Raw genomic sequence first — 16,514 nt, forward strand, 5'->3', positions numbered from 1 at the left:
GGGTGGAATCATGTCCGGTCAGCCTTCGAATTCTGTGTATGAGATTCTGGACGAGCGCTTCTTCACGGGACGCTGCGCCTTCGGCGACGACCGGCTGGAGACGCTGTACGACGACTGCCGGTGGGCCGAAGGGCCGGTGTACCTCCCCGCCTGGCGGCAGTTGATCTGGAGCGACATCCCCAACGACCGGATGCTGCGCTGGGACGAGCAGACGGGGACCATCGGCACCTTCCGCTCCCCCGCCGGCCACAGCAACGGCAACACCCTCGACCGCGAAGGCAGGCTGATCAGCTGCGAGCAGGGAAATCGCCGCGTCACCCGCACCGAGCACGACGGCACCGTCACCGTGCTGGCCGAGCGGTTCGAGGGCAAGCGGCTGAACAGCCCCAACGACGCCGTGGTGCACTCCGACGGCACCATCTGGTTCTCCGACCCCGACTTCGGGATCACCTCCGACTACGAAGGACACCAGGCGGAGAGCGAGATCGGCGCCTGTCACGTCTACCGCGTCGACCCTTCCGACGGCCACGTCACCCTGGCCGCAGACGGTTTCGGGGGACCCAACGGCCTGGTCCTCTCCCTCGACGAGCAGCAGCTCTACGTCTCCGACACCCGCGCGGGTCACATCCGGGTCTTCGACGTACGGGACGACGGCTCCCTCTCGGACGGCAAGGTCTTCGCCGAAGCCACCGACGGCGACAGCCGGTTCGACAACATCCGCTTCGACAACCAGGGCCGTCTGTGGGCCGCCGCCATGAACGGCGGAGTGCACTGCTACGACCCCGACGGCACACTGATCGGCCGCCTGCGCGTCCCCGAGGCCGTCTCCAACATCGCCTTCGGCGGCAGGAAGAACAACCGGATGTTCATCACCGCCACGACATCCTTGTACTCCCTGGTGATGTCGGTGACGGGCGCGCCCCGCATGCGCCGACGCTGACGCCACGTCGCCGGTCACGCCACCGCTCGTCCGCACCTGTCGGACAGCCAGGGGGCTGGCCCACACCGCTCCATGAGCGCTCCGGGTCAGTGCGACTCGGAGCGCCCGTGCGGGAGTTGGTGTCGGGCGGCCATGGCGTGGAAGACCTTCTTCGGTTCCCAGCGGGTGTCGTCGAGCATACGCACGACGCCGTAGGAGGCGATGTCGCGGGCACGGGGCTTGTCGTAGTTGGCGAACGAGAACCACAGCGCGGTGTCCACGCCCTCGTCCTCGAAGACGTCGAGCAGTTCGGTGAGGTAGCGCACCTGCTCGTCCTCGTCGGGGACCGCTCCCCGCGGCGGCTGCCAGGCCATGCCGCCGAGGTCACCCGCGCCGAGGTAGGCGCAGGTGCCGTACTCGGTGACGGCGAGCGGCTTGCCGTGGGCGAGGGACTCCCGCAGGTGGGCGCGGAAGGTGTCGGCGTTCCCGGCGGACCGGTAGGCGTCGATGCCCACAAGGTCGAACGGCTCCCAGTCGACCGGCTCCCAGGGGCCCGAGGCATAGGTGATCCTGCCGCCGAAGTGCGCACGGACCGTCGCCGCGGCTCGGGCGAGGAAGGCGTTGAGTCTTTCGGGGACCGCGTCGAGGGACAGCCACCACTGCATGTCGGCGGTGGCCATGGCGTGCAGGCGGTCGAGATGGGTCTCGCCCGGAAGGAAGCCGTGGGCGAAGGCGCTGAGCTCGCAGCCGGTGACGAACACGACCTGCGCGCCGTCCTGGCGCAGCGCCTCGGCGCGCCGCGCGCAGTCGGCGAGGAACGCCAGGACGTCCTCGGGGGAAAGATCCACGGGGAACGGCGAGAACCACACTTCGAGCCCGGCGTCCGCCGCGTGCCGGGCGGCGATGCCCAGCCGGTCGGCGTCCCGGCCGGAGACACGCACGGCGTCGCAGTGCAGCTCACCCGCGATCACCGCCATCTCGCGGCGGACCGCCTCGGACTCGAAGGTCTTCCGGGTGAACCGGTCTCCCGGGAACGTCCCGGTGTCGTAGTTGATGCCGCGTGCGCGCACGTCAGGGGCCTTTCACATGGTCGAGTCCGTGTTCCAGCAGGTCGAAGGCCAGCTCGACGTCCTGGGCCAGAGCACGGCCGGTGGCCTCGGGGGACGCGCCGCCCAGCAGTCGCCGGAAGTACGCCTCCTGGAGGGTGAGCAGGGACGCCGCGATCTGGGCCGCCATGAGCGCCGCCGCCGTGTCGCCGTACTCGTCGGCCAGGACCTGGGCCAGCGCCTGGCGCTGCCGGTACAGCAGTCCGTTCGCCGCGTTCTGCAGTGCGGCGCTCTCCTGGACGACGCGCACGCGGGCGATCAGCGCTTCCATGTCCGATTCCGGAATGCGTCCGGCGGCGAGCGCGCGGTGATGGGCGCGCAGCGCCTCCAGGAACGTCTGGCCGGCCGGCCGACGGGCGACGATCCCTGCCAGGTCGTCGCCGCCCACGCCGTGCAGGGCGAGCGCTTCCTTGGTCGGGAAGTACGCGAAGAGCGTCGCCTTGGCCACGTCCGCGGCCTCGGCGATCTCGTTGACCGTCACGGCGTCGAATCCGCGCTCGATGAACAGCCGCATCGCCACCGCGGCGATGCGTTGCCTGGTCTGTTCCTTCTTGCGCTCACGAAGCCCTGTCACACGACGACAATAACAATACCCGGTTCAAAAACAAACCGGGTCTGGATTTCTCGGACGCACCGCTGCGTGCCTCGCACCTGTCGGACGGCAAGGCGAGGAGAGGTCACGGTGTTCCCGCCCGGGCCGGTCGGCAGGGCGCTCCGGCCGAGGAGGCACCGGTCACTTCCATCCGTACGCGTACGCGGCGACCCAGGTGACGTCGAGCTCCGCGCTGCTGCCGGGGGCCGCGCCCGGCCCTTCCAGCGCGCTCTCGTTCTGGAGCACCCAGGACAGCGGACGGTCCGGCACGTTCCTGGTGTCGTGTCCGGTCTGCCGGCCGTCGACGAAGAAGCGGACGTGCCCGGGGGTCCATTCCGTCGACACGGTGTGCCACTCGGTCCAGTCGTCGCCGCTGGGGTAGTAGCCCTGCTCGCCCCCGCCACACGGGTGGTGGAAGGCGGTGATGGTGCCGGTCCACTCGCCTTCGGGATGGTCCATCTCGCAGCCGCCGCCGTAGTGCAGCCAGGCGGACTTGTACCCCGGCGCGAGTCTGGTCACCTTGATGCGCGCGCTGTACTTGCCGTACGCCATCTGCATCACGGCTCGTGGCACGACGGCCGCAGCGTGCACCGGGCCACCGTCTTCGGGGCGCCACATCCTGATGCGCATCCTCCCGTCACCGTTCTCCGCGCGGCCGACACTCACGGTGTCCTCGGGGTGATAGACACCGACGACGTCGCGACCCCGTTCGTTGGCGGTGTCGCGCCAACCGGTCGGATACGCCCACCAGTTGTCCCGGTAGGTCCCGCTCAGCCCCCCGCAGTACGCGGCGGAGGTGTCGACGCGGTGGTCGCAGTCGCTGAACCCTCCGAGGGGCACGTCGTCGCCGTTGAAGTCCTCGGCGAGGACCTGCCAGAACGGCCCGCAGTCACCACGGGGCAGTTCGGTGCCCGTGGCGCGGCAGGCGTCGGCCGGGCGGGGCGCACCGTCGGCCCTGGGCACCACGAGAAGCGCGGCCAGCAGCAGGAGGCCGAACGAGACGAACAGGATGCGCGGGCGACGGTTCGGTGCGGCGTGTGAACCCATCGGAGGACTCCCGGAGCCGTGTGGGGCGGTACGTGCCACGCGACTGAGCATCCTCCCCGCGCGGCACGACCGACGCCACCCCCGGAACGGACCCCGCTGCCCCCGGACTTGAGGGACGGCCCCTCAGACGGTGAGCGGCACGCGGTGCAGTACGCGGCCGGGCCGCGCGTCGGTCGTGCCACCCTCGCGCAGGACGCACGCGCCCGCCACCAGCACGTCGCGCACGCCGCTCGCGTACTGCCAGGGATCCGCGAACGTCGCACGGTCGGCGACCTGGCGCCGAGGTCAGCGAGAAGTGGCCCGGGGGGCGAGGGCGAGGAGGCGCTCGGCGTGGCGCGCCCCGCTCTCCGCCGCGATCTCGTCGAGCGTCTGCGCGTCGCGGACGGGGGCGAACCGTACGTCCGCTCCGTCGACGATGTAGCCGTGCACGGCGGGTCGGGGCAGGCTGTTGTAGGCCCAGGGGGTGGAGAAGTAGTACGCGCCCGTGTCGTACAGGACGACGAGGTCGTCCTCGTCCAGGGCGGGAAGTTCACGGCTCTCCGCCACGACGTCCCCGGCGAAGCAGCAGGGCCCCGCGACGTCCTGGGCCACGGACTCTCCCGTCTTGGGCCGCCCCTGCGCGTCGAACGCGCCGACCCGCAGCGGCCAGGAGCCGGGCATCAGGACGGTCCGGGTCGCGGTCTGCGCGCCCGCGTGGGTCACGGCGATACGGCGGCCCCCCGACTGCTTGGTGTACTCGACGCGGGCGGCGATGAACCCGTTCTTGGCCAGCAGCGACCGGCCGAACTCGGTGACCAGCGCGTAGCGTCCCCCGAACAGGCCGGGCACCGCGGACCGCAGGGCGCGCGTGTAGTCGTCGAACGTCGGACGCACCTCGTCGTCGGCGAAGTTGACCGGCAGGCCGCCGCCGATGTCCAGGCTGGTGATCTGCTGCCGGCCCAGCGTCGCGTTGATCTCCTCCGCCAGGCGGTACGTCTCGCCGATCCCCTCGGCGATCAGTTCCAGCGGGCAGCCCTGCGAGCCGACGTGCGCGTGCAGCCGGGTCAGCCAGGGATGCCGGGCGAAGGCCCGGACCACGCCGTCGCGCCCTCCCGCGTCGCGCAGGGCGACCCCGAACTTGGAGGTGGCCGTCGCGGTGCTCATCGCGCCGATGGCGCCGCCGCCGACCTGGGGGTTGACGCGCAGACCGATGACGGACGCGCAGCCGGCGGGCCGCAGCGCCTCGATGCGGTCGAGTTCGTCGAGGTTGTCGGCGTTGAGGGAGACGCCCAGGCAGAGCGCCTCGGCGATCTCCTCGCGGGTCTTGGCGGGCGAATCGAGGACGATGCGGTCCGGCGCGAACCCGGCGTCCCGGGCCAGCCGCAGCTCTCCGGGGCTCGCCACTTCGCAGCCCATGCCCTGGTCCGCGAGCAGCCGCAGAACCGGTACGAGGGAGGAGGCCTTGGCGGCGAAGGTGTGCAGCACCTCGGGCACGGTGTCGAAGGCGCTGTGCAGGGCGGCCACCGACGCGCGGATGCCGTCCGTGTCGAGGAAGCCGGCGACGGGCCGGGCCGCGCCGATGAGTCCTCGCTCGACCGCGTGGCGCAGGACGGTGCCGGCGTGCTCGGCGGAGCGCGGGGCGGCGGCGGTGGGCTGTGCGGACGGATGGTCCGGACGGACGTCGCTGTTCAGGGTCACGGGGGGGCCTTCGTCACGGTGGAGGGGGGTGACAAGAGCGTGGCCCCCGGGGCCCGTCGCAGTCTTCGTGGTCCCGTACAAAGGATCGCGGATTGTTCGTCCACGCCTCCGAAAACGGCGCCGCAGCCCGTCACCGCTTCCGGGGCCTGGCGTCACCGGCGTCGCGAGGCAGGCGGGAATCGTCGGCGGGCTCTAGGTCTCCGGGCCCCCTTCGGTCTCGGCCAGGCGCAGCGCGAGCGTGACGACGAGCCGGGTGTCGGGGTCGTCGAGGTCGATGCCGAAGCGCTCCCGGACCCGGCGCAGCCGGTAGCGCAGGGTGTTGGGGTGCAGGACGAGGTGACGGGCCGCTCGGGACATGTCGCCGGCCGCGTCGAGATAGGCGCGCAGCGAGCGCACCAGTTCGCCTCCGGCGGCGAGATCCGACGCCACCATGTCGTGGACGGGACCCCCGTCGCGTTCCCACAGGGGGCGTATCGCGTCGAGGACCCGCAGGACGGCCACCGTCTGCCCGACGTCGCCCGGCCCCGCGTGCCGTACCGGTGAGCGCAGCCCCGCTCCCCCGTCGGAGGCCGCGGCACGGTCGGCCGGGACGGCCCGGGCCTCGCGTGCGCGCAGGGCCCGGACGATCAGGAGGGCTTCCTCGTAGGACGCGGCGGCACCGGCCGGTGTGTCCGCCGGTGTTCCTGCGCCGACCCGGATGGCGGGGGCGTCCGGCATGGCGGCCGCAAGTGAGTCGAGTTCGCGGGCGAGGCCCAGGGCGTCGCGCGGGTCGCCGTCCGGGAGCGGCAGCAGGACGGTCAGGCGGTGGTTCTCGCGCCAGACGCGTGCCGTGGCGCGGTGGGCGACGGCCTGCAACGCGAGGGCCTGGAGGCTGCGTTCCGCGGCGGGGCCGACCGCGCGGTCCCGTTCGGCGACCACGACGGCACAGGGCACGTCGGGCGCGAGTTCCAGCGACCACATGTGGGAGCGCCGGTCGCCCTCGCCGAGCAGCAGGCCGCGCAGGGCGTGTTCCTGGCGCCGCCGGCCGGCGCTGCCCCGCAGCCGGTGCTGGAGCAGGTACGGCACGGCGACCTCCGAGGCACGGCGCAGCACGTCCGGCGCGTCCGGCGACAGCTGTCCCCCGTCGGCCGCCGCCCACATCGAACCGAGGACCTCACCGCCGCTGCGGATGGCGACGACCAGGCGTTCGGGGTCGGTGCGGTCGGCGGGGCGGTGGATGACGTCGCGTGAGGTCCACAGGGCGCGCAGCAGTCCGCTGCGGCGCAGTTCGGCGACCCGCCAGTCGGGGACCCTGCCGCCCAGGATCGTCGACTGCCGCAGTCCGTCCGCGTCGGCGCTGGTCGCCGAGTGCGCGACGACCCTGAACTGGGTGTCCTCCACCGTGATCGAGGCACGGCAGTAGCGGGCGACGACCGAGGCGAGTACGGCGAGGCCGCCACCCGCGGCGGCCTGGGCCAGGCGGTCCTCGCTGCCCACCGCGCCCAACGCCAGCGCGGACCGCACCAGTTCGAGGGTGTCTCCCCATTCCGCCCACTCGGCCCGGGTGAGCAGCGCGACCCCGCTCTCCCGCGCGGCGGTGAGGACCGTGTCGGGCAGGGCGTCCTCGCCTCCGCCGCGCAGGACGACCGCGACGGCGCCGCGCCGTGCGGCCTCCCGTACGGCGTCCGGGGCGGCGCCGGTGCCCGGCCGCACGCCTGTCGCGAGCACGATGTGGCAGTCGTACGGGCGCGGCGCGTCCTCCTCGCCGATGACGACACCGTGCACGGCCGTGTCCTGGCCGGACGGCGCGAGGACGAGGTGGAGAATGCCGTCCTCGTCGTGGGCGAGGACCTGCCGCAGGGTGGCGAACGGCGGCGTACCGTCGCCCGGCGCTGCTCCGGTCATGGCCGGCGGGTGCGGCGGCTGGTACCTGCGTGCATGGGCCAAGGATACGAGCAGGTGCGGTGGGGGGATCAGTCCGGCAGCACGAGGTGACAGCTCTCGCCCGGCTCGACGGAGACGGCGCGGTCCGGGAGCCGGATGTCGATGGGCGAACGGTCGGACGACGGGACCGCGATCTCGAGCCGCCCGCTCTCCAGACGCAGCCGCACGCCCCAGTGCCCGTGGTAGCGCAGGGAGATCCCGTAGGAGGACAGTTCGGGCAACGGCACCGGGTCGAGCCAGAGCGCGCCGGCGCGGGTCTCCAGTCCGGTCAGCCCGCGCTGAATCAGGTCGAGGGTGCCTGCCATGGCGCCCAGGTGGATTCCCTCACCCGTGGTGCCGCCCTGGACGTCGGCGATGTCTCCGCGCAGGGCCTCCTGACAGAACCACCATGCCTCCGCGCGCCGGGCGCGGGCCAGGATCCAGCCGTGCACCAGACCGCTGAGAGTGGATCCGTGACTGGTCCGGCGCAGATAGTACTCGACCGTACGCAGCCAGGTCGCCTCGTCCAGGTGGTGGCCCAACCGGCTGAAGAGCTCCTGGAGTTCGGAGGGCGAGAAGAGGTAGCCGAGCATCAGCACGTCGGCCTGTTTGGACGCCTGGTAGCGGTTGACTGTGTCGCCCTCCGCCTCCAGGATCCGGTCCAGCCGTCGGATGTCGTCGTACTTCTTGCGGTAGCCCTTCCAGTCGAGTTCGGCGAGATCGCCGTAGCCCTCGAACTGGCTGATGACGTCGTCGTGGAAGGGAACGTGCAGCGTGCGGGACACCTCCTCCCACTGCTCCAGCTCGGCGCCGTCCAGCCCGGTGCGCTCGGTGAGTTCACGGCGGCGCGGTTCGGGCAGCGCACGCAGCAGTTCGAGGGTCTTGGCCAGTACCCAGGCAGCGGTGACGTTGGTGTAGGCGTTGTCGTCGAGGCCCGGCCGCTCGGCGTCCGGGTAGGCGTCGTGGTACTCGTCGGGGCCCACCACGCCCTTGATGCGGTACCGGCCCAAGTGGTCGTCGTAGGTGGCCGAGTCGGTCCAGAAGCGGGCGATCTGCAACAGCATCTCGGCACCCTTGGTGTGCAGGAACTCGGCGTCCCCGCTGGCCTCGTGGTACTGCAGCACGTTGTAGGCCACCGCCGAGCCGACGTGCCACTGGAGTCGTGAGTTGTCCGGCAGCCAGCGGCCCGAGTGCGGGTTCAGATGCAGTTGCTGTGTCTCCTCCCGCCCGTCGCTGCCGCTCTGCCACGGGTAGAGGGCGCCGCGCCTGCCGATGGCACGGGCGGCGGCACGGGCGCGGTCGAGCCGCCGGTGGCGGTAGCGCAGCAGGGCTCTGGAGACCTCGGGGAAGTGGAGGTTGAGATAGGGCAGGACGAACAGCTCGTCCCAGAAGACATGGCCGCGGTACGCCTCGCCGTGCAGGCCTCTGGCGGGCACCCCGACGTCCAGGTCGGCCGTGTGCGGGGAGAGGGTCTGCAGCACGTGGAAGAGGTGCAGGCGCAGGATGCTGCCCGCCTCTCCCGGGACGTCGAGTTCGGCTCGGCGCCACATCTGGCTCCAGGCGATCCGGTGCGGCTCCAGCAGTTCGTCGAACCCGGGGGCGTCACGGACCCGGTCGACGGCGGCGTCCCACGGATCGCTGATCGCGGGATCGCGTGAGGTGTGCACGGCGACGGTCTTGTCGACTCCGACGGTGCGGCCGGGTGTCAGGTACAGACGCACCCGCTGGACCGCGCGCGGGAAGTCGTGGTGCTGCGTCACCGGAACGTGCGCGGTGAGCCGGGACGCCATGCCGATCCTGATGTCCGAGGTCCGGGTCCGGCAGCGCAACCAGACCGTGTCGGGACCGGCGGTGTCGGTGTGCACGTGCGTCAGGTGGCGGCCGTCGAGGTCCGCGTAGCGCGGCACTCCCGCGTTGGTGACACCCCCGTCGAGCGCGGCCTCGACCTCCAGTTCCCCGGCGAACTCCTCGGCCGTGAACTCGGTTCGCAGCGCGACCAGATGCGGGTCGGCCATGTGCACGAGACGCTGCTGCCGCACGTACAGGACACGGCCGTCGCCGAGGCCGTAGCGGGTGCGGCGTTCCAGCAGGCCGGAGGAGAGGCGCAGGATCAGACGGTGGTCCAGCACCGGTGCGGTCTCCGGTGTCAGCCAGTGCTGTCCGGGCAGCCGGAAGCGGAGCGGCAGCCAGTTCGGGAGATTGACGATGTCCTCGTTCTCGACCCGGCGGCCCGCGACGTCCGAGGTGAGCCGGTTGTAGCAGCCGGCGGCATAGGTGCCCGGGTAGTGCACGCCGTCCGCGGCGCACTCGGGCAGTGCGCCGCGGGTCGCGAGGTAGCCGTTGCCCAGTGTGCAGAGCGATTCCCTGAGACTCTCCTCGGCGGGGTCGAACCCTTCGTACTCCCACGTCCAGCCGGTCATCGCGCCGCTGCCCCGTGGGACGCGACCGTCGTGGCACGGCGCGGCGCGGAACCGATCACGTCGTGGGACCGGACGGCCATATCTGCTCCCCTCGTGGTCCGGCCCTTCGTGGACCGGCCCTTCAAACGATCACACCAGCTGCGGCACGATCGCCACCGGGCAGTACGCGTGGTGGAGCAGGGTGTGGCTCACCCGGCCGAGCTGGAGACCGAAGTGGCCCGCCCTCCGGCGGGCGCCGACGATCACCAGATCGGCGGCCGCCGAACGCCGCACGAGGATCCGGCGGGCCGGCCCTTCGGCGGTCACGCCGCGCACCCGTACGCCGGGGTGGTCGGCCACGGCGTCGTGCAGCAGGGCGTGGAGCAGGGCCGCGGCCCGCTCCTCGTAGAGGCGCCCGGGAGCTCCGTCCGGCTCGGGCGGTCCGGTGACCTCGTGCGCGGGGCGGCGCCAGGCCCGCACGACGTCGAGGACGCACCCGCGGGTCTCGGCCTCGCGGAAGGCGAACCGCACGGCCTCGCCACTGGTGACGGGATCCCCGGCACCGAGCAGGATCCGCTCGTGGCCGCCGGCCAGACCGGCGCTGTCGCCGCGGACCACGATCACCGGGCAGTGGGCACGGGCCGCCACGGCCAGCCCGACCGAACCGAGCAGCAGTCCTGGCAGCCCGCCCCGGCCACGCGATCCCGTGACCAACGCGGAGGCGTTGTTGCCCTCGCGCAGCAGGGTTTCCACCGCGTCCTCGGGGATCACATCGGTGAACACCTTCACGTCCGGGTCGCGTCGCTCGGCGCGCTCCGCCGCGGAGGCCACGATGTGCTCGGTCAGCACGCGCTCCGAAGGACGGTCCAGGCCACTCGACGGCAGGGCTCCCTCGTAGCGCTCCCAGAGCGAGGCGTGCACCAGTCGCAGCGACAGTCCGTGACGGGCGGCTTCGTCCACCGCCCAGTCGACCGCCTGGAGGCTCGAGTCCGAACCGTCGACGCCCACGACCAGGGGAAGTGTCATCATCGTCCCCACCGCCTTTCGTCGGACTGCCACGCCGGCAGTACGGGGCTTCAACTTCACCCTGCCGGCCACGGCCGTCCGGTACGAGGGGCACGTCGGCTCTCGTCGGGGACGTTCGGCCCAGGCGGGGAGCCCTGATGCCGGCCGGCCCTGGTGGCCGGGCCGATCCCGTGGTGTCCTGTAGGTGACGGGGAGGACCCGACCGAGACGCGGGGAAGCGGCCGACAGCCGTGCACCGCGCAATCAGGATCCGCGAGAAGCGGATGGCGTCCTTCCCGTCCTGTCATGACGTCGCCTTCTCGGCGGCGCCCTCCCGAGCACGGCCGCGCGGAGCCCCACCGGGGCCGAACGCCCCCGTGCCAGGTCCGAGCGGCCCGTGGCGGACGGCTCCGTCGGCGCCCACGCTGGAGTCGAGGACTCCACGGCGAGGACGGCCGAGGGACCGCCGCACCGGACCGGAACAGGTTCGCTCCTGGTCGGCACACCGGGCGCGCGGGACCGAAGAGTCGTCGGCCCTGCTGTCGACCGCACTTCGACCTTCCGAGGAGGAGATCATGCACGGCAGCCCGCACATCGTGAGCGACGTGATGACACCCACCGTCGTCGCGGTAGGCCGCGACGCGCCGTTCAAGGACATCGTCACGCTGATGGAGCAGTGGAAGGTCAGCGCCCTGCCCGTACTGGAGGGCGAGGGGCGCGTGGTCGGAGTCGTCTCCGAGGCCGATCTGCTGCCCAAGGAGGAGTTCCGGGACAGCGACCCGGAGCGGTTCACCCGGCAACGCCGGCTGGCGGACCTGGCCAAGGCGAGCGGGCTCACGGCCTGGGACCTGATGAGCACGCCGGCCGTGACCGTGCACGCCGACGCGGCCCTGGCGGAGGCCGCGCGCATCATGGCGCAGCGCAAGATCAAGCGACTTCCCGTCGTCAACGACGTCGGACTGCTCGAAGGGATCGTCAGCCGCGCGGACCTGCTCAAGGTGTTCCTGCGCGAGGACGAGGACCTCGCCGAGGAAGTGCGCCACGAGGTCGTCGACCGGCTGTTCCCCCTGTCCGCCGACCACATACAGGTGGAGGCCTCCGACGGCGTGGTCACCCTCGCCGGCTGGGTGGAGAGCACCGGGCTGGTCCCCGTGGCGGAACGCCTGGCCCGCGCCGTGGAGGGTGTCGTCGACGTCCGCTGCCACCTCGCCCACGCGTCCGCGCGCGCCGAGGAGTGGACCGAGCGGCGGTGACGGGGGCCTCGCGGCCCGCGCGGGAACCGGTCGGGGTCGGGCACGGCCGGGGTCGGGCACGGCCGGCCTACGGGCGGAGCGGCGCCGTCGTGCACGTCGTAGGGACAGAGCGGCGCAGTCGTATGCGTACGAACGGAGCGAAACCTGCGTGAGCGACAGCTTCTCCGCGTGCGAACGGAGCGACACCGCGGGGGAACGGTGCCGCTCCTGACTCCACTGTCCTCCCGTCCGGGCCGCGGCGCATGTGCCGATGGTCCCGCGCCCGGGGCCGGTCGGCTTCGGTCCCGGACGTTCGGCTCGGTACAGGACGTACGGCCGACGCGCACGGCCCTCGCGGCGAACGGTCCCGGCCCGTCCCGACGGGCGTTCTCGGTCAGACCGTGATCCGGCGGCCGGTCACGGTGTGGACGTCGATGCGCACCCACAGCTCACGCCGGCCACCGGCCCACGGCTCGCTGCGTGCCAGGCCGGTGAGCCGACGCGCCTCCTCCTCGTCCGTCACGGCCTGCCCGTGGCCGCGCACGAGAACGCTCCAGCCCTCGCTGAACGCGTCGTCGATGCGGTCGACCTCGAAGGCCACCTCGGAGCCCGCGGCCAGCGCCGGCGTGGCGCCGGGAGAAGTGCGGAAGACGATCGCGTCGTCGACGACGCCGTAGTTGACGGGTACGACGGCGGGGCCCGTGGCCGTGAGGACCGCCACCCTCCCCACGCCGTGGCTCGACAGCAGCGTCCGGCACTCGGAGGGGCTCAGTTCGGTGAGGTCGGGGCTCCGTCCGGCCTGACCGGGGCCGGGCGGCCGGTCGCTGTCGCCTCCGGCGAGATGGGTCATCGTGGTGTGCAGTGCCTCGGCGAGCCTGAGCAGGGTGCCCGTCCCGGGTGCCGCTCCCGGCCTCTCCTCCAGGTAGCGCAGGTAGTTGGGCGCGACGCCGGCTCGCGCGGCCGCCTCCTCGCATGTCAGGCCGAGTTCCGCCCGGCGCGCGACCAGCCGTCGGCCGAGATCGCCGAGCGGTGGCGCCTCCACCGTGTTCGTCCGTACCTGTCCGGTCATGACTCGCCACGTCCTCTCGTCATGCCTCGCACCACGGGGCTCGCGTCGTCGGCGACCGGCGCCGACCGGCGCGTCTCCCGGAACCGGGACCGCCCCGCGCCTCCAGCCTCTCCGAAAAGGCGGGAGACCGCTTGGGCCGTCCGGCCCACATCGGCGGCCCAGGGGACCAGGGCGGCGGACCGACGGCAGGCACGCCGCGATGCCGTCCGCCACCGGCGCCCCGGCACGGCGCGGGCGCGAGGAGGATTCCGTGAGCCACGACGAGGCTCGCGCGACGCCCCGGCTCCGGGAGGGAGCCACCTACGAGGGGCACGCCCGTGCGGGCTGCGGACGGGAGTCGACCGAGCGGCGCCGTGGCTTCCGGTCCCCCCTCCCTCGGATTCGACGGGGCAACCTCCGCCGTGCACAGTCGAGTTGGGCAGGTTCAAGCAATAGGCCGCGCCGACCGCGGCATCCTCGCGTGGTGGCCCGGAGGGCGACTCCCCCATCCGGGCGCCATGCCGGCCGCGCCCGGCATGGCTCCGGGACCTGCGCCGCCCCACGGCGGAAGCTGAGGCCTCCCGCCTGCAGGAGAGGCCTGTGAACGACCACATCCCGCAAGGACCCCGACCGCCGGCATCCACCGGCGCGGGCGCCGACGCCGGCAGTCAGGCCGGGGTCATCGGCATCGGGCTCGCGGCCGTGCTGACGTTCGCTCTCGCGCAGGGTTCGTGGCAGTGGTTCGCGACATTCATCGGGGTGACACTCCTCTCGGTGATCTTCGCCTTTCAGCGTCGGCCGCCGTGGACATCCGCCCTGCGGTCCGCGTACATGCGCGGTCTGATCGCGTATGCGCTGGTCGTCGGCCTCTGCGTGGCGATCGCGCTGGCCCCCATGATGCAGCGCTGGGCCTGGGTGTTCCCGATGCCGGGCACCCGCATCGACTGCACTTGGCTGGGCCGGTACGAGGCCGTCCGGTCCCGGGCCACACTCGCCGGCCTGACCGGCCTCGACCGCACCGCCGCGGCGTACGCGGCGGAGTCCAAGAGCCGTGACGCCATCGCCGGCTGCCTGTCGGCGACGACGACCCTGTGGCTGCCGCTCTACGGGGCCGGGGCGGCCGTGCTGGTGGGGGTGGGCGCGTGGTTCCGCGACCGGGCGCGCGCACGGAAGGAATCCCGGCCGGAGCCCTCCCCTGCGGAGCCGCTGCACGCCGGAACGCGGCAGGACGGCACGAGGTAGCCGCCCGGTCCTCGCGGGGTAGGAGGAGGGCGTGCTGACCATCGGATCCGTAGTGCTGGGTGTGTCGAACGTGCCGCGTGCGGCGGCGTTCTGGACGGAGGCGCTGGGCTACGTCCCGCGCGAGGAGATGGAGGACGACTGGGTGGTCCTCGTGCCGGCCGAAGGGACCGGCACCCAGCTCTCGCTCGGTCTTAGCGAGACACCCGTGCAGGAGCATCCCCGGATCCATCTGGACCTGTACGCGGGAGACGCCGCCGATCAGGCCGCGGAGGTCGAGCGCCTGGTCGCCCTCGGCGCCCGGCGGGTCGACTGGGACCGCTATCCCCCGGACGCCGACTTCGTGGTCCTGGCCGATCCCGACGGGAACCGCTTCTGCGTCATCGACACGCACCACGGCTGACCGCAGGGGCCGTTCCGCCGGACAGCACCGGCTGAACGGCCGAGGCGGACTGGGCATTTCCCCGTCCGTGGAGGGGCGTTGTCACCTTCGGCGCCGGACGGCCCACTCCGAGCCGCGGGTCGGGATCGCGTCGTCCCGCGGCTTCAGGACGATGGGTCGCGGGGGGCCGTCGGACCCTCGCCGCCGCCCAGGTCCACCCGGCCCTCGGCCGGCTCATGGAGCTCGGAGCTGCCCCAGGGCCCCTCGGCGCGCGCTGCCGCGACGGCACCTGTGCGGTGGTCCTGAGCGGAAGGCGGCGGCGCGGGCTGATCGTCGGGCGCCGGCGCCCGGGCGACGTCGACGCCGCGCTCTGCGAGATGGGCCAGCGGATCGATGTCCGTGCCGAAGCCGGGACCTGTCCGGACTTCGAAGTGCAGCCGCGGTCCGGCGCAGTTCCCCGTGCTGCCCGACCTGCCGATGACCTCGCCGGACAGCACGTCCTGCCCCGCCCTTTTCATGAGCGACGACAGGTGGGCGTACTGGCTGTAGTGACCGTCCGCGTGCCGTACGACGACTTCGTAACCGAAGGAGCCGGCCCATCCCGCGGCCACCACATGCCCCGCGGTCACGGCCCGCACGCGTGTCCCGCTGGGGACGGCGAAATCGACGCCGGTGTTGTAACCGACGGCCCACATGGAACCGACTGCCCGGTAAGGGATCAGGATCGGGGCGAGCACCGGCAGCCCGTACGAGAACGTCCGCCACGGAGAGGCGGCCGCAGGGCTTGGGGCCGCCGGGCTCGCATCCGCCCCCTCCCGGTCCTTCTCGGTGCGCTCGGCCCCGCGTCGCGAGTCCGCCTTCGGGGGCGGGGGCGTGACCGAAGTCCCGGCGGGCTTGGCTCCCCGTACCGGATGCGCCATCGAGAGCGGGCGGACGGCAGCCGAGGGAACGGCTCCCCGACCGCGCGCCGGGGAGCCCCCGCCCGCAGGTGGCGCCGGAGCGCGGCCCGCGTAGGCCACCACCACCCGGTACTCCAACTCGGCCCACATCTGCGGCCGTTGCCTGGCCCGCTCGGCGTGCAGGCGCTCGTACACGTACTCGTACAGGTCCTTCACGCTCACCAGGCCGTCGCGATTGCCGTCCGCCTCTCCCGTGCGCAGCCCTTCGATGACGGCGCCGGTGAACCGGGACGGTTCGGGTGCCAGTTCGCCGAGGTGGCCGCCCTCCCAGGCATACTCGGTGCGGTTGGTCGCCGTCAGCACCGCCCGTCCGTGGCCCGCCAGTTCGTCCTTGACGTGCACCGAGGTGTCCCCCTTGCTGCCGGGCAGGAACGCACCGCTGTAGCAGCAGTCGAGGAGCAGCACGATGGATCGGGCGCGGCTCCGGCGCATCTGGGTGTGCAGGAACTCGGCCGTGACCGCCGTGGAGGCAAGGAGTTTGGGGTCGGTGTCCTTGGCCGCGAAGAACAGTTCGCCGTTGTCGTTCTTGATGCCGTGGCACGACAGGTGCAGCAGCAGGAGGTCGTCCCTGCTGCGGTCGAGGAAGAACTCCTCGATGTCGCGGTTCACTTCGTGGTGCCTGCGGTCGACGACGGTGCGTACGTCGAAATCGCCGATCCGGGGATCGCGCAGCACCTTGGCGAGCCCCTGGGCGTCCTGGGCCGGCGAACGCAGTCGGCGCAGCTCGGGGTGGTCGTAACGGCCGGTGGCGATGAGCAGGGCGTGGCGGCCTCCGGGCACGGCAGCGGCCTCAGACTTCGCCGGTGGCACGGGCATCGTGGCCGGCCGCCGCTTCGGCCCGAAGTGCCTGGAACACGAGCCTCGGCCGCCGCGCCGTTCCGTCGTCCGTCAAGACATACCCCCATACAACCGACGAACGCTCAGCGTATCCAAAAGCGGTTCCCGCGCGCCCCTTTATGGGATGCCCCTCCGCACGACGCGACGGCGGTCAGGTCAGCGACACGGCG

At 72.5% G+C, this 16,514-nt stretch carries 13 protein-coding genes; 4 read left to right on the plus strand and 9 right to left on the minus strand.

Annotation, left to right across the window (positions count from 1 at the left end; translation table 11 throughout):
* Positions 1–10: 10 nt before the first annotated feature.
* Positions 11–940: an SMP-30/gluconolactonase/LRE family protein gene (locus ABEB03_RS29710; RefSeq protein ID WP_345655964.1), complete on the plus strand. Its 930-nt coding sequence runs from the start codon at positions 11–13 to the stop codon at positions 938–940.
* Between the two features lie 86 nt (positions 941–1,026).
* On the opposite strand, the gene ABEB03_RS29715 is transcribed toward ABEB03_RS29710, so the two are convergent.
* The 7 genes from ABEB03_RS29715 to ABEB03_RS29745 all read right to left on the minus strand — a co-directional run bounded on the left by ABEB03_RS29715 (position 1,027) and on the right by ABEB03_RS29745 (position 10,668).
* Positions 1,027–1,989: a hypothetical protein gene (locus ABEB03_RS29715; RefSeq protein ID WP_345655966.1), complete on the minus strand. Its 963-nt coding sequence runs from the start codon at positions 1,987–1,989 to the stop codon at positions 1,027–1,029.
* A gap of 1 nt (position 1,990) precedes the next feature.
* Complete coding sequence (locus ABEB03_RS29720; protein WP_345655968.1) at positions 1,991–2,599, minus strand: TetR family transcriptional regulator; 609 nt, start codon at positions 2,597–2,599, stop codon at positions 1,991–1,993.
* Positions 2,600–2,758: 159 nt separating this feature from the next.
* The gene (locus tag ABEB03_RS29725) at positions 2,759–3,664 is read right to left on the minus strand and encodes a glycoside hydrolase family 16 protein (protein WP_345655970.1); all 906 of its coding nucleotides are present in this window, start codon (positions 3,662–3,664) and stop codon (positions 2,759–2,761) included.
* Positions 3,665–3,949: 285 nt separating this feature from the next.
* The gene (locus ABEB03_RS29730; protein ID WP_345655972.1) at positions 3,950–5,341 is read right to left on the minus strand and encodes a type III PLP-dependent enzyme domain-containing protein; all 1,392 of its coding nucleotides are present in this window, start codon (positions 5,339–5,341) and stop codon (positions 3,950–3,952) included.
* A 192-nt stretch (positions 5,342–5,533) separates the two neighbouring features.
* On the minus strand, positions 5,534–7,225 hold the full coding sequence (locus ABEB03_RS29735; protein ID WP_345655974.1) for a PucR family transcriptional regulator: 1,692 nt from the start codon (positions 7,223–7,225) through the stop codon (positions 5,534–5,536).
* 68 nt (positions 7,226–7,293) lie between these two features.
* Positions 7,294–9,663, minus strand: a complete 2,370-nt coding sequence (locus tag ABEB03_RS29740) for a glycoside hydrolase family 65 protein (RefSeq protein WP_345655976.1) — start codon at positions 9,661–9,663, stop codon at positions 7,294–7,296.
* A 129-nt stretch (positions 9,664–9,792) separates the two neighbouring features.
* Positions 9,793–10,668 carry a universal stress protein gene (locus tag ABEB03_RS29745; RefSeq protein WP_345656013.1) on the minus strand — a complete coding sequence of 292 codons (876 nt, stop codon included), beginning with the start codon at positions 10,666–10,668 and terminating at the stop codon, positions 9,793–9,795.
* A 554-nt stretch (positions 10,669–11,222) separates the two neighbouring features.
* Between ABEB03_RS29745 and ABEB03_RS29750 the strand changes: the two genes are divergently transcribed.
* Positions 11,223–11,900 carry a CBS domain-containing protein gene (locus ABEB03_RS29750; protein WP_345655978.1) on the plus strand — a complete coding sequence of 226 codons (678 nt, stop codon included), beginning with the start codon at positions 11,223–11,225 and terminating at the stop codon, positions 11,898–11,900.
* A gap of 373 nt (positions 11,901–12,273) precedes the next feature.
* Here the strand turns inward: ABEB03_RS29750 and ABEB03_RS29755 are convergent, their stop codons facing one another.
* Positions 12,274–12,948 carry a helix-turn-helix domain-containing protein gene (locus ABEB03_RS29755; RefSeq protein WP_345655980.1) on the minus strand — a complete coding sequence of 225 codons (675 nt, stop codon included), beginning with the start codon at positions 12,946–12,948 and terminating at the stop codon, positions 12,274–12,276.
* Between the two features lie 579 nt (positions 12,949–13,527).
* Between ABEB03_RS29755 and ABEB03_RS29760 the strand changes: the two genes are divergently transcribed.
* Positions 13,528–14,169, plus strand: a complete 642-nt coding sequence (locus ABEB03_RS29760; protein ID WP_345655982.1) for a hypothetical protein — start codon at positions 13,528–13,530, stop codon at positions 14,167–14,169.
* 31 nt (positions 14,170–14,200) lie between these two features.
* The gene (locus tag ABEB03_RS29765) at positions 14,201–14,569 is read left to right on the plus strand and encodes a VOC family protein (protein WP_345655983.1); all 369 of its coding nucleotides are present in this window, start codon (positions 14,201–14,203) and stop codon (positions 14,567–14,569) included.
* A 143-nt stretch (positions 14,570–14,712) separates the two neighbouring features.
* Here ABEB03_RS29765 and ABEB03_RS29770 read toward each other — a convergent pair whose 3' ends face one another.
* The gene (locus ABEB03_RS29770; RefSeq protein ID WP_345655985.1) at positions 14,713–16,287 is read right to left on the minus strand and encodes a caspase, EACC1-associated type; all 1,575 of its coding nucleotides are present in this window, start codon (positions 16,285–16,287) and stop codon (positions 14,713–14,715) included.
* Positions 16,288–16,514 lie beyond the last annotated feature (227 nt).

Origin of the sequence: Streptomyces siamensis (assembly GCF_039543605.1) — a bacterium.
GTDB classification, from domain to species: Bacteria; Actinomycetota; Actinomycetes; order Streptomycetales; family Streptomycetaceae; genus Streptomyces; species Streptomyces siamensis.